Source organism: Clostridium ragsdalei P11 (genome assembly GCF_001675165.1).
Taxonomy (GTDB): Bacteria; Bacillota; Clostridia; order Clostridiales; family Clostridiaceae; genus Clostridium_B; species Clostridium_B ragsdalei.
The window spans coordinates 189,838-204,626 of record NZ_LROS01000033.1 but is presented as its reverse complement, the minus strand read 5'-3'; the positions used below and the strand labels follow the sequence as shown (position 1 = coordinate 204,626).

Sequence of the window (14,789 nt, the reverse complement as noted above, 5' to 3'; positions counted from 1 at the left end):
CTTATAATTCCATTAAATGAAAACGTCCACATTTTTCGTTTAATTTTGAAACAATATTATAATATATTGTATTTATTGATGAAATATTATAATATTGTTACATAAGTATTTCATATTTGAACATATAATTATAAGGAGAGATATAAAATGTCATCTAAAATAAGAATTTTAGCCATTGCACCATATTCCAGTATGGAGCCTTTACTAATTAAGATCTCAAAAGATTATCCCAATATAGATTTGACAATTACAGTTGGAGATTTAAAAAAAGGAGTGGAAATTGCTCAAAATAATTTTCACGGAAACTACGACGTTATTATATCACGAGGCGGTACTGCTAAATTACTTCAACAGTCAGTTTCACTGCCTGTAATTGAAATTAACACATCTATTTATGATATTTTACGTACTCTAAAATTATCAGATGCTGATACAAAAAAAGTTGCAGTAGTTGGTTTCCCAAATATTACAAAAAATCTTTTATCTTTAATGGAATTATTGCCATATGAAATTGACATATTTACTATAAATTCTACAGATGAAGATATTTCAATTCTACAGAATTTAAAAGATACTGGTTACCATGCTATTCTTTGTGATATGATTACCTATACAACTGCCAGAAAATTTGGTATGAATGCATTTTTAATTACATCGGGAATTGAAAGTATTCGTGCTGCATTTGATACTTCTGTCTTTTATTGTAATAACTATACTAATATGAGATCTGAAAATCACTTTTTAAGACAACTTATCCATGGAAGAGATGCCAAAACAGTAGTTTTTACAAATGATGGGAAATTATTTTATTCTACACTTTCAGATAATGATACGGATATTTTAGATACACTTCATAAAAAAATAGATGAAGTTCTTCCAACTGGAAAACGTCATTTCTTACATCGTCAAAATAACTTGCTTTATTCTATTCAAGGACAGAGAATTCTCTCTGACGAATTTGAATATATAGCTTTCTATTTTTCTGTTAGTAAGCCTCCACTATCTGGCAACAAATGCGGTATCAATTACAGTAGCAGTAAAGAAGTAGAAGCAGATTATTTCAATAGTGCTTATAGTATAGTTGATTCAATCGATAAACTTAACAGCACCATTGACCAAGTAAATCAAAATTTTTATCCTGTTATGATTTCTGGTGAAGACGGTACAGGAAAAAAGCAAATTGCTAAGGCTATCTATTTAAACAGTCCTTCAGTTAAGCAACCATTTATAGAAGTTGATTGTACTTTATTAAGTGATAAAATATGGGATTACATTTTAAATAATCATAATTCACCTTTATGTGATTCTGGTAACACTATCTTTATAAAAAATGTAAATGCTTTAAGTCATCAGCGACAAAAAGAGCTTTTAATTGCCATGACAGATATGGAAATTTGTAAAAGAAATAGAGTTTTACTTTCATGTATAAGTTCTTCTAGCGGAACACTTGATTCAAATATGATGGCATTTATAAATCACCTGCATTGTTTTATAATCACTTTACCAGCATTAAGAGATGATCCAGCGCGCATAGATTCAATTGTAAAACTATATCTTAACAAATTAAATATATCTACTGGAAAACAAATTTTAGGAATCACGCCAGATGCAATACAGATGCTTTGCGAATTTTCATGGCCTTATAACTATACGCAATTTACTCGGGTTATTCAAAATCTCACTATAATAACTAAAGGTCAATATATTTCTTCTGATGAGGTAAAAGAAGTCTTAAGTAAAGAGAAAACTATTTTTTCAACTTCTTTCAATTCTAAATATTCTGCAAAGCTATTAGACCTATCTCGTCCTCTTAGTGAAATTGACAAAAATATTGCACTAAAGGTAATTGAGATGTGTAACGGAAATCAAACCAAGGCTGCTGAAAGTCTCAAAATCAGTCGAACTACATTGTGGCGTTTAATTAAATCTAAATAGATGTTCTGCAAACTATCTATTTTTGGGAAAGGGCATATTAGAATCTGTTATTTCTAATATAAAATAATTTGCCACCCAGAAAATAAACGCGGTGGCAAATGGGTGGCAAACAGCCAAATTTTCATATTTAATTTACGCAAATCTATTGATTTACCTTGATTAGCTTAACTACACACTCCACGTGAGCTGTCTGTGCAAACATATCCACAGGCTGAACTTCCTTAGTCATATATCCAAGTTCCCTCAAGACTGCTAAATCCCTTGCAAGGGTTGCAGGATCACAGGACACATAAACCACAGTCCTTGGTGCCATGCCTGCAATTGCCTTGAGGAGCCCAGTATCACATCCCTTTCTTGGGGGATCAACCACTACCACATCAGCCTTTATTCCTTTGCTTATAAGTTCTGGTATCACCACTTCAGACTTTCCCGTTATAAACTCTACATTATTTACCCCATTCTCTTCAGCATTTATTCTGGCATTTTTTATGGCTTCATCGATTATCTCCACACCATATACCTTTTTTGCCTTTTGAGATAAAAACAAAGATATAGTTCCTGTACCACAATAAGCATCAAATACAACTTCATTCCCGCTTAAGCCTGCATATTCCAATGCTTTATTGTAAAGCACTTCCGTTTGAATAGGATTTACCTGAAAAAATGAAAGAGGGGATATATTGAATTTAAAATTACCTATAGTATCCCTTATAGTATCCTGTCCCCACAGGTTTACACATTTTTTACCTAATATCACATTCGTTTTATTATTATTTATATTATGTACTATACTCTTTATTCCAGGTACATTCTTACACATAAGTTCTACAATTTCCTTTTTATGAGGCAAGTTTTCAGTAAAAGTTACAATTACCAGCATAACTTCACCTGTAGCAAATCCTTTTCTAGTTATTATATGTTTTATAGTACCTCTGCCTGTTTTTTCATCATAAGGCTCTACATTATACTTTTCAATCCAATCTCTCATGAGCTTCACTATTTTATCTGAAGTTTCGTTCTGAATAAGACAGCTTTCCATATCTATTATTTCATGACTTGATTTTGCATAAAATCCTATATTTATCTTTTTATTACATCTACCTACTGGCAATTGTACTTTATTTCTATATCTATAGGGATTTGTCATACCTATAGTGTTATATAATTTTACTGAAGTATCTTCGCTGCTTTTCTCTAAAACATTATCTCTAAATATTTTATCCTGTTCCTCTACTGCAAATTTTCCTATTCTCTCTAAGCAGTCTTTTACTCTCTTTTTTTTGAAGTCAAGCTGACCTTCATAGGACATATGCTGAAGTTGGCATCCACCACATCTTTTATATATACTGCAAAGTGGATTTGCTCTATAATGAGATGGTTCAAGTACCTCTACTAATTTTCCAAAAGCAAAATTTTTATTTACCTTTATGACTTTTACCTTTACCTTCTCTCCCTGAATAGCTCCCTGTATAAAAATTGTAAACCCGTCTACCTTTCCAACTCCCTCTCCCTGGTATCCCATGCCATCTATTTCAATTATATATTCTTTATTTTTTTCTATTTTTTCACTCATATATTCACCTACTTAAACAAAATCTAAAACTAATCCAATTTGTCATTCAAAATTTCCATAAGTACAGTATACAATTAAAAAAGCACTTTGTACAAAAAAAATTGCACCCGCAAAGGTGCAAAAAATAGAATCAGTTGTCTTACTTTCTCTGTTATATAATTTTAGCCACATATTGTTATATTATACATTAAAGTCATGTTAAATTTCAATAAATATTTTATATATGCAAAAATATAACTACATTATATTTACTCTGCCATTATATACTATTCCTCTTATGACGTCCATAGTAATAAATGTGCCTGTCTTTAATATTTCAGTAGCACCTCCTGCATTGCAAATAATAGGTATTTCTCTTGTAAGACATTCAATAGCAAGGTGAGAAGTTAAGCCACCTTTTTCTGATATGATTCCTGCAACTCTATCCAAAATATTAATATATCCTTTATCCAAATCTTTAACTACTAAAATATCGTCCTTTTCAACTACTTCATCTGCTTCTTTCGGACTACTTACTATCTTTGCAGTTCCATAACCCGGTCTAATCCCTGAGCCTCTTCCCTGAGCTAGTATATCTCCTACTATATGAACTTTAAGCATATTGGTAGTTCCTGAATAACTTACAGGTATACCTGCTGCTATGATTACCAGGTCTCCTTTTTTTACATATCCACTTCTCAAAGCTATTTCAACAGAATTTTCTATCATTTCATCTGTAGACTCTACTTTTTTGGCAAGTATTGGAAATACGCCCCAATTTAAAGCAAGTCCCCTGGCTACTTTACCACTTGGAGTTACAGCTATAACATGACATCCTGGTCTGTATTTTGAAACCATTCTAGCAGTATTGCCGCTTTGAGTAGCTGTTATTATAGCAGAAGCTTTTAGTTCCGAAGCCGTAGTACATGCAGCAAGGCTTATAGCATTTGGTACATTCTGTATATGTGCTTCTCTCTTTTTCTCAAGCAAAGAGTCATAGTTAATTTGCTCCTCTGCTCTCTTGGCTATCCTTGCCATAGTTTTAGCAGCTTCCACAGGATATTTTCCATTAGCAGATTCTCCACTTAGCATTATAGCATCTGTACCATCAAATATAGCATTAGCTATATCAGAAGCTTCTGCTCTTGTAGGTCTAGGATTTCTTATCATAGAATCAAGCATCTGCGTAGCAGTTATAACAGGTTTTCCTGCCTTATTACATTTTTCTATTATAAATTTCTGAATCATTGGTACTTTTTCTATAGGAATTTCTACTCCCATATCTCCCCTTGCTACCATTATCCCATCAGAAAATTTTACTATTTCATCTATGTTGTCAACGCCTTCTTGACTCTCTATTTTAGAAAATATCTGTATATCTTGTCCTCCATTTGCTTCAAGTACTTTTCTTATAGCCATAACATCAGCTGCTTTTCTTATAAAGGATGCAGCTACCATATCTACTTCCATATAACATCCAAATTTCAAATCATCTTTATCTTTTTCAGTTATAGCAGGGATAGATATAGAAACTCCAGGTACATTTACACCCTTATGATTGCCAACTGCCCCGCTATTTTTAACTGTACAATTTATTTTATTTGCTTCAACACTTTCAACTTCAAGTCCAACTAGACCATCATCGATAAGTATACTGTCGCCCTTTTTTACATCATTGCTCAATTCAGCATAAGTTATAGAGCATTTAGTCTCATCGCCTAAAATATCTTCTCCACAATAAACAGCGAACTGCTGTCCTTCTTTCAATTCTGCCTTATCTTCCTTAAAATCACCTGTTCTTATCTCAGGTCCCTTTGTATCAAGCATTATTGCTATTGGCTTATTGTATTTTTCTCTAAGTTTTTTTACCATATTTATTCTCTTCTCATGTTCTTCATGATCTCCGTGAGAAAAATTATGTCTTGATACGTTCATTCCAGCTTCAATAAGCTCTGACAAAACCTCTTCTGAACCACTTGCAGGTCCAATAGTAAAAATCATCTTAGTTTTTTGCATAGTAACACACTCCTTAACACAAAATTGGTTTAAAATATTATCTAGGCTAATGCATAGGCTATTTCATACAGCTTTTCATCAAACCTTCTTGGCTGGCTTAATGCCTCATCTATATCCAAATCAATAACTTTACCATTCCTAGTTCCAACAACTCTAGAAGACTTTCCTTGCTCTAACAATTCAACAGCCCTATATCCAAATCTTGAAGCCAAAATTCTATCTGAACAAGTAGGACTTCCTCCTCTTTGAATATGTCCAAGTTTTGTAGCTCGAGTTTCTATACCAGTAATATTCTCAACCTTCTCAGCTAAAGCTTCAGCTCCACCAATACCTTCTGCAAGTAATATTAAATTATGCATTTTCCCTTTCATCTTTGCTTCTAATATACCTCTACACAATTCTTGTTCATCATATCCTTTTTCAGGTAAAATTATATTTTCAGCTCCACCTGCAAGTCCCGAATAAAGAGCTATATCTCCACAATTTCTTCCCATAACCTCTACAATACTTACTCTTTCGTGGGAAGTAGAAGTATCTCTTAACTTATTTATAGCATCTAAAACGGTATTTACTGCTGTATCAAATCCTATAGTAAAATCTGTATATGCCAAATCATTATCTATAGTTCCAGGTAATCCTATGGTAGCTATTCCTAATTTAGATAATTCATTAGCCCCTCTAAAGGATCCATCTCCACCTATAACTACTAATCCATCTATCCTAAATGTTTTTAATATATTTACTGCTCTTTTTCTTCCTTCTTCTGTTTTAAATTCCTTAGATCTAGCAGTTTTTAATATAGTTCCTCCCCTTTGTATAATGTCTGCAACACTACTTCTCTGCATGGGTACTATTTCGCCATTCATTAATCCACTATATCCTCTTTTAATTCCCATTACGTTTAAGTTTTTATCTAGAGCTGTTCTCACTACTGCCCTTATAGCAGCATTCATTCCAGGAGCATCTCCTCCACTTGTTAATACAGCTATTGTTTTCATACGCACACCCCCTATGACCGCAGGGACTATTTATGTCCCGCTTTAGTTAAAACCAACTTAATTTACTACAATTACAATCATAATTATAACATACAATTATGTACTTTTCACCACATTATGAACTTTATTCAAATAAAATTCTAACAACCAAAATATTATAAGAATCTCTTTCTTCTAGTATTTTGGTTGTTTTATCACAAAAATATACTTCTTATCTATATAATTTTTACATTATTATCTCCAAAGCTTTTTCTTAAAAAAGACATAAGTTCCAAATCAGATTTTATCCATAATTCCCTATCCAACCTAAACTTTTTTCTTTCTTTTTTTGTACACAAATATACAGGAATATTTCCTTTAAAGTTTACAAATACGGATCTAATTCTCTCTAAAGCCTCTTTTAAAATATCTTGATCTTCAATCAAAATATAAAGTTTTTCTGTATCTATTCTCACCAGAGGCTCTATAACTTCACAAAGAAGTTTAGGCTGTTCATCTTCCCTTACACTTACTCTTCCTTTCACTATAATCATATAATCATCTTCAATTAAGCTCTTGAATCTCTGAAACACTTTGGGAAATACTATTATCTCCATAATTCCATAGAGATCTTCTAACTTTGCAAAAGCCATCATATCATTATTTTTAGTAATCTTTTTAGATACTTCGGAGAGTATCCCACCAACTATAACTCTATCTCCATCTTTTACTTTAGCTTCTTCTATAAGATTCTCTTCTAGAGTCTCCCCGCTTACTATGTCAGATATTTTAGTATCTGTTTGTAATTCTAGTGTCCTTGCATATTCCTCTAATGGGTGTCCTGAAAGGTATAATCCAGTCATTTCTTTTTCCATAGCTAGCATATCCATTTTCTTAAATTCTTCTATAGAAGGATATTTTATTCTTACACTGCTTTCTTCTATCTGAGAGAATAGGCTCACCTGTCCCTCTATATTCTTTTTTCTAGAATTTGTAACGCTGTCGATTACTTTTTCATGTACTGCTATAAGTTGAGACCTCAGCACTCCAAAACAATCAAAAGCACCTGCTTTAATTAAGCTCTCTACTACCCTCTTGTTTATGGAATTTAAGTCTATGCTATTACAGAAATCCACCAGGTCTTTAAACTTACCATGTTTTGATCTTGATCTAACTATGCTATCTATTACATTTTCACCTACATTTTTTATAGCAGATAACCCAAATCTTATATTTCCATCTTCTACTGTAAACTTTGTGCAGCTTTCATTAATACTTGGAGGCATTATTTCTATTCCAATACTTTTGGCAAACCTTATATAATAGGCTACTTTTTCACTGTCTCCTTTTACACTATTTAACATAGCTGCTGTATACTCAGTAGGATAATAGTACATCAAATAGGCAGTTTGGAATGCCACTACAGCGTAGGCTGCAGCATGGGACTTATTAAATGCATAGGATGCAAAATCCATCATAGAATCAAATATATCATTGGCTATTTTTTCAGATATACCATTGCGCACACAGCCTGGTACCTGAATTTCTTCATTTTCATCTACAATTCCATATACAAAATTATGCCGTTCTTCTTCCATAACATGGTGCTTCTTTTTTGACATAGCACGTCTTACCAGATCGCTTCTTCCCATAGAATACCCTGCTAAATCCCTTACAATTTGCATTACTTGTTCCTGGTATACCATACACCCATAAGTAACAGAAAGAATGTGTTCAAGCTGTGGGGTTGTATATTGTATTTCCTCAGGGTTATTTTTATTTTTAATATACTTAGGTATTTCCGCCATAGGTCCTGGCCTATAAAGACTGATCCCTGCTATTATATCCTCCAGGGAATCTGGATTTAATTCTTTCATAAATGTAGTCATTCCAGGAGATTCAAGTTGGAATACTCCCACAGTCTTTCCTTCACCTATCATATTGTAAACAACTTTATCGTCATAATCTATAGCATCTAAATCAATATTTTCTCCTTTATCTTGCTTAACCATAGCGATTGTATCCCTCAATACAGTTAGAGTACGCAAGCCTAAAAAATCCATTTTGAGAAGGCCAAGTTCTTCCAAGGTATTCATGGTAAACTGGGTAACTATATTATCTTCATTTCTTTGAAGTGGTACATAGGTTACAAGAGGTTCTGAAGCTATAACAACTCCTGCTGCATGGGTAGAAGTATGCCTCGGTAATCCTTCCAAAGCCTTAGCCACATCTATAAGTTCCTTAGTTCTTTCCTCACTATCATAAGCTTCTTTAAACTCAGGATTCATATCAAGAGCTTTATCTATAGTTATATTTGGAACTGTAGGAATCATCTTAGCTATTCTATCAACTTCTCCATAGGTATAATTCATTACCCTACCTACATCTCTTATGCACCCTCTGGCTGCCATAGTACCAAAAGTTATAATTTGAGATACACTGTCTTTTCCATACTTTTCTACCACATAATCTATTACTTCTCCACGCCTTTCATAACAAAAATCACTGTCAATATCCGGCATGGAAACTCTTTCGGGATTTAAAAAACGTTCAAATATAAGATTATATTTTATAGGATCTATCTTAGTTATTCCAAGAGTGTAGGCAACTATAGAACCTGCCCCACTTCCACGTCCTGGACCTGTCATTATCCCATTTTTTCTCGCAAACCGTATAAAATCCCATACTATAAGGAAATAGTCAACATACCCCATTTTCTTTATTATACCTAGCTCATATTCCAGTCTATCTTTCAATTCATCCGTTACATCCCTATATCTTTTGCAAAGCCCCTTATAGCATAAATCCTTCATGTACTCATAAGGATCTGTGTGTTCCGGTAGGGGGAATTTAGGAAGCTTTGATTTATGGAAATCATAGTCAAAATTACACTGATCTGCTATTTTAATAGTATTCTCTAGAGACTCCGGAACATTGGAAAACATGTCATACATTTCATCTGGAGATTTTAAATAAAATTCATCCGAAGGATATTTCATTCTATCTTCTTCATCTACAGTTTTGCCAGTTTGTATACAAAGTAAAATATCATGAGTCCTATAATCTTCCTTTTTTATATAATGTACATCATTTGTAGCAACCAGAGGTATGTTTAATTTTTTAGACATAGAAATCAACTGTTCATTTATCTTGAGCTGATCTGCTATTCCATGATATTGAATTTCCAAATAAAAACCATCTTTAAAAGTATTTTTATAAAACAACGCTGTCTCTTCAGCTTTATCTATATTTCCTTTTAATATATTGGATTGAACTTCACCACTCATACAAGCACTTAATGCTATTAACCCTTCACTGTGATTTTTCAAATAATTATGGTCTACCCTTGGTTTATAGTAAAATCCTTTTATAGAAGCTGTGGATACTATTTTCATTAAATTATGATATCCTTCTTCATTTTTCACCAAAAGTACCAGATGGTAGTTTTCATTTTTACCATTATTTTGCTTTATAGTCATATCTCCCTGAGATACATATATTTCGCAGCCTATTATAGGCTTGATTCCCTGTGCCCTTGCTTCTTTATAAAATTCCACACATCCATACATAACGCCATGGTCTGTTATTGCCATACTATCCATTCCAAGTTCTTTTGCCCTAGCTATAAGTTCTGGAATTTTAGCTGAAGAATCCAGGAGGGAATATTCTGTATGTTGGTGTAAGCTTACCCATTTATGTTTTCCTTTGTCCATTAAACATTACCTTCTTATCATTTTTGCAGATAAAATGCTTTTGCCAACTATATCCTTTTTATCATTAAGCATACTAACTTCTACTTTGCAATAATTTATACCTTTACCTATTACATCTACATATATTGTAATTTCATTATCAATTTGCACAGGCTTCATGAAATATGTATTTATATTATCTACAAGTATATTTGCATTGTTTTTCTGTCTCAAGATTACAATTGCCATAGTGGACAAAAGCATATTTAAGGTACCCCAGGAACCTGTTCCCATAGAATCTAGCATTTCTGCAGTTATTCTTCCTGTAAAACAATTTTTGCCATCCTTAACCTGAAATTCAAATTTCTTTAGTATGGAATCTTCAAGAGTTTCTGCTAGTTGAGGCTGCCTTGCCATGTACTGAAGTGCCTTTATCACATCTTTCCTCGTTATAACTCCTATTAGTTTTTTGCCTTTTACTACAGGAAATAATTCTATACCATCCCACCCCATTATATGAGCTGCATAAGCTACTGTAGTTTTAGGTGTTACTGTAATTGGTTCCTTAGACATCACCTTGCCTATAACTTCATCATCAGAACCATGACTTGGTAAATCCTTTGGTGCAACAATTCCTACTAGTTTATTTTCATCATCTACTACAGGATATCTGTCATGTTTAAATTCTTTCATCATTTGCTTCCATTTAAGTACCGTATCTTTAACGTTAAGATAAGACGGGTTAATTTGCATTATATCTTCTACAAGTACTATTTCCTTTTTTATTAAATTTTCTGAAATAGCTTTATTTATCATACTAGCTACAGTAAAAGTATCATAGCTAGTAGATATTATAGGAAGACACTTTTCGTTAGCCAGGTTCTTTATCTGATTGCTGCATCCAAAGCCACCAGTTATAAGAACTCCTGCATCGTTTAGAAGGGCAAGTCTTTGGGCTTCTTCTCTGTTTCCTATTATGACTAAACAATCTTTTTTTATATACTGTTTCATGGCCTCTATGGTCATAGCTCCTATTATAAATCGATGTAGTACTTTGTGTACTCCATTTTTTCCCCCAAGCAAACTTCCATCTACTATATTTATTACTTCACCATAAGTTAGAGACTCCATATTTTTCTTTTCAACTTTTTCAATTCTCACAGTTCCCACTCTTGGAATTGTAGTGACTATTCCAAGGCTATCTGAATCTTTTATAGCCCTATATGCCGTTCCATCACTAACCCCTAACTCACTTGCTATACTTCTCACTGAAATTTTAGTACCAGTTTCTAGTGAAAGTATGTACTTGATTATATCCTCATGCTTTGACATATAATCTGTGCCTACCTTTCTTTTCTCAGTTCATCTGCTATTTTCTCAATTCTCCTAAGTCTGTGATTTACTCCAGATTTACCTACTTTAGGATTCAACATTTCACCTAATTCCTTTAAAGATTCATCTGGATAATTTAACCGAAGCTCTGCAATATCTCTTAAATTTTCAGGAAGCCTACTTAACCCTATTTCTTTTTGTATAAGCTTTATACTCTCCATTTGTCTTACTGCTGCATTAACAGTTTTACTCAAATTTGCAGTCTCACAATTAACCAACCTATTTACGTTATTCCTCATTTCCTTCATTATCCTTATGTTCTCTAATTCCAAAAGAGAAGAGTGTGCTCCTATTATATTCAAAAGATCCACTATCTGCTCTCCTTCTTTAATATACACTATAAAACTGCTCTTTCTCTGTATTACTTTAGAACTTAATCCATATCCATTTATAAGTTTACTCAAATCCAATGCATAATCATTGTCATGGGTTACAAATTCAAGGTGATATGTCTTTTCCGGATTACTTATGCTCCCACCACCTAAAAAAGCTCCCCTTATATAGGCCTTTTTTAGTTTTTCATTTTCACTAATACTTTTTGTTATACTATAATCCAATGAAAAAACATCCTCTTCTTCCTTTAAAAGTCCTACTTTTTTAAGTATGGATCTTACATCTGTATCTTCCGTTATCATTATTACGTACACATTATTTTTTTTTAAAGAATTACTCCTTTTAACCAGTATTCTAGTATGTATATGAAAAATATCCTTCAATATCTTAAATATGAATCTGGCAATTGCAGCATTTTCAGTAATTATCTTAAAGCTAAACTGCCTATTCCCTCCAAGCATTAAAGTTCCACTAACCTTCATTATGGCAGACAATTCTGCTATAGCTTCTTCCTCATCTATATCCGAATACCTACAAACTTCATTTTTTACCTTCAATGAAAATGACATATATATCTCCCACTTATCTCCTATTTTCCTTTAATCTTTCTGATAAATAGAAATACTCTATTATCTTCTTTCTATCAAATAACAGCTTTTTATCCATAATAGTTTCTATAAGTATGGAAGCTAATTTTTCAGAATTATGCCTTATAAGTCCATTCTTAATACTTATAAAATCCCCTTCAATTACTTTTACCCCCATAGAATCTACTAAATCTTCATTTATTTTAACTAAATGAGATTCTTCTTCTTTATATTTCCCTTCTAGCTCCGTATTTATTTTACCTACATTTATAATTACATAATCTATTACAGGAGCACCGACATGGTTAAATATAGCCTTAATATGGTCTTCTACAGAAAATCCATCCGTTTCTCCCGGTTGGGTCATTATATTTGAAACATAAAGTTTTACAGCATTTGTATTTTGCAGTGCACTAGCTATATCACCAACTAAAAGATTTGGTATTACACTAGTATACAAGCTACCCGGTCCAAGTATTACCGCATCAGCTTCTTTTATGGCTTCTACAGCTTCTTTTAATGCCCTGGCACCTCTAGGTTCTATAAAAACTTTATCTATTGGACTATTTCTTTCTATTGCTTCTTGGGGAATATTTGATTCTCCCTCTACAATAGATCCATCTTTTAATCTGGCCTTTAAAGTTAAATTGTCAAGGGTAACAGGCATTACTCTACCTGTTACCGCAAGTACAGAACTCATTTTATGGACAGCTTCTTCAAAATTTCCAGATATTCCATCCATAGCTGCCAAAAATAAATTTCCAAAGCTCTGATTTTTCAATCTTCCATCCTTGAACCTATACTGGAGTAAATCTTCCATAAGTGGTTCAGTATCAGCAAGTGCCATTATACAGTTTCTTATATCTCCTGGTGGGAGCATTCCAAGATCCTCCCTTAAATCTCCGGAACCTCCTCCATCATCTGCTACAGTTACTATAGCAGTTATATTAGACGTATAGTATTTAAGGCCTCTTAGCATAGTGGAAAGGCCAGTTCCTCCTCCAATGGCAACGATTTTAGGACCTTTTACCAAAAGACGTTTTTCATATATTAAATTTTCCAACTTCCTGGAATCTAACGACACACTTAAATATCCTTTATTTATAAGTGCTATTATAGACCTCATACCTTGAGTTATGGAAATATACACTACAAATATCCCAGATATGATTAAAAATACATAAAATGATATATAGTAAAGGCTGTAAAATCTTCTATTTACAAATTCTATTACTCCAAATATTATAAAGAGTACTCCCATGGCTCCAAGCATAACCCACCTTTTAACTTTTATGCCAGGTCTAAGCCAATCTACAATCTTCATAATTTTTTACCACCTTTATTAACATCTTCTTCTATATCTCTATGATCAATATTAACCTTATGTCCATTGTTTTTTAGTCTGTTATAAATGGCATTTGCAATAAATACAGAACGATGCCTTCCCCCGGTGCATCCTATAGAGATAATCAGTTGTCTCTTTCCTTCTTTTAGGTAATTTGGAATCAAAAATTCTAACATGTTTTCCAGTTTATTTATAAATTCATTTGTTTCCTTAAAACTCATTATATATTTCATTACAGAGGTATCCTTGCCTGAATATTCTTTTAACTCAGGTATATAGAAAGGATTTGGTAAAAATCTCACATCAAATACTAGATCTGAATCAACAGGTATGCCATATTTAAATCCAAAAGAGAGTACGGTAATCATAAGCTCTGTTTCCATCTGTCCTTCTTCTGAATATATCTTAGTTATCTCTTCTCTAAGTTCCCTAGTTACTAAGTTAGATGTATCTATTATGTTGTCTGCCCTGTCTTTCAATTCTCTAAGTTTGTTTCTTTCCATAATTATACCATTTAGAATTCTTCCATCAGGTGCTAGGGGATGTTTTCTCCTGGATTCTTTGAATCTTTTAATAAGTACTTCCTCTGAAGCATCTAAAAACAATATTTCATATTTATAACCCTGTTTCTTTAGATAATTCAAGCTTTCAAATATATCATTAAAAAATTGACCTCCTCTTATATCTATTACCAAGGCTATTTTATCTATTTTCCCATCAGTTTTATAGCATGCTTCCGCAAATTTCGGTATTAGTGTAGGAGGAAGATTATCTACACAAAAGTACCCTAAATCTTCTAAACTTCTTATAGCCTGAGTTTTTCCCGCTCCAGATAATCCTGTCACTATAACAAATCTCATAGTCACATCCCTCCATTTAAAAATATTTTTACTTTTTCTAATTATATCACAACAAACTACAACAATAAATATAACCTAAAAAGGGGAATCAGTGCAATAC

9 protein-coding genes are annotated in these 14,789 nt (G+C 32.8%); 1 reads left to right on the top strand and 8 read right to left on the bottom strand.

Annotated features, from left to right (window positions below; all coding sequences use genetic code 11):
- Positions 1-147: 147 nt before the first annotated feature.
- A complete protein-coding gene (locus CLRAG_RS14285; protein ID WP_065079035.1) occupies positions 148-1,935 on the top strand; it encodes a sigma-54-dependent transcriptional regulator in 1,788 nt (595 codons plus the stop codon).
- A 142-nt stretch (positions 1,936-2,077) separates the two neighbouring features.
- Here CLRAG_RS14285 and rlmD read toward each other — a convergent pair whose 3' ends face one another.
- From rlmD to rapZ, 8 genes are all read right to left on the bottom strand, one after another.
- Positions 2,078-3,508, bottom strand: coding sequence for a 23S rRNA (uracil(1939)-C(5))-methyltransferase RlmD (rlmD, locus tag CLRAG_RS14280; protein ID WP_065079034.1), 1,431 nt, complete (start codon positions 3,506-3,508; stop codon positions 2,078-2,080).
- Positions 3,509-3,745: 237 nt separating this feature from the next.
- Positions 3,746-5,503 carry a pyruvate kinase gene (gene pyk, locus CLRAG_RS14275; RefSeq protein ID WP_065079033.1) on the bottom strand — a complete coding sequence of 586 codons (1,758 nt, stop codon included), beginning with the start codon at positions 5,501-5,503 and terminating at the stop codon, positions 3,746-3,748.
- 41 nt (positions 5,504-5,544) lie between these two features.
- Positions 5,545-6,501, bottom strand: coding sequence for a 6-phosphofructokinase (gene pfkA, locus CLRAG_RS14270; RefSeq protein WP_065079032.1), 957 nt, complete (start codon positions 6,499-6,501; stop codon positions 5,545-5,547).
- A 215-nt stretch (positions 6,502-6,716) separates the two neighbouring features.
- Complete coding sequence (locus CLRAG_RS14265) at positions 6,717-10,193, bottom strand: DNA polymerase III subunit alpha (protein WP_065079031.1); 3,477 nt, start codon at positions 10,191-10,193, stop codon at positions 6,717-6,719.
- Between the two features lie 6 nt (positions 10,194-10,199).
- Positions 10,200-11,504, bottom strand: coding sequence for a DRTGG domain-containing protein (locus tag CLRAG_RS14260; RefSeq protein WP_065079030.1), 1,305 nt, complete (start codon positions 11,502-11,504; stop codon positions 10,200-10,202).
- Between the two features lie 11 nt (positions 11,505-11,515).
- On the bottom strand, positions 11,516-12,466 hold the full coding sequence (whiA, locus tag CLRAG_RS14255) for a DNA-binding protein WhiA (protein WP_065079029.1): 951 nt from the start codon (positions 12,464-12,466) through the stop codon (positions 11,516-11,518).
- 13 nt (positions 12,467-12,479) lie between these two features.
- Positions 12,480-13,808, bottom strand: coding sequence for a gluconeogenesis factor YvcK family protein (locus tag CLRAG_RS14250; RefSeq protein ID WP_065079028.1), 1,329 nt, complete (start codon positions 13,806-13,808; stop codon positions 12,480-12,482).
- On the bottom strand, positions 13,805-14,689 hold the full coding sequence (gene rapZ, locus CLRAG_RS14245) for an RNase adapter RapZ (protein WP_063555621.1): 885 nt from the start codon (positions 14,687-14,689) through the stop codon (positions 13,805-13,807). The genes CLRAG_RS14250 and rapZ overlap by 4 nt, the downstream gene beginning before the upstream one ends.
- Positions 14,690-14,789 lie beyond the last annotated feature (100 nt).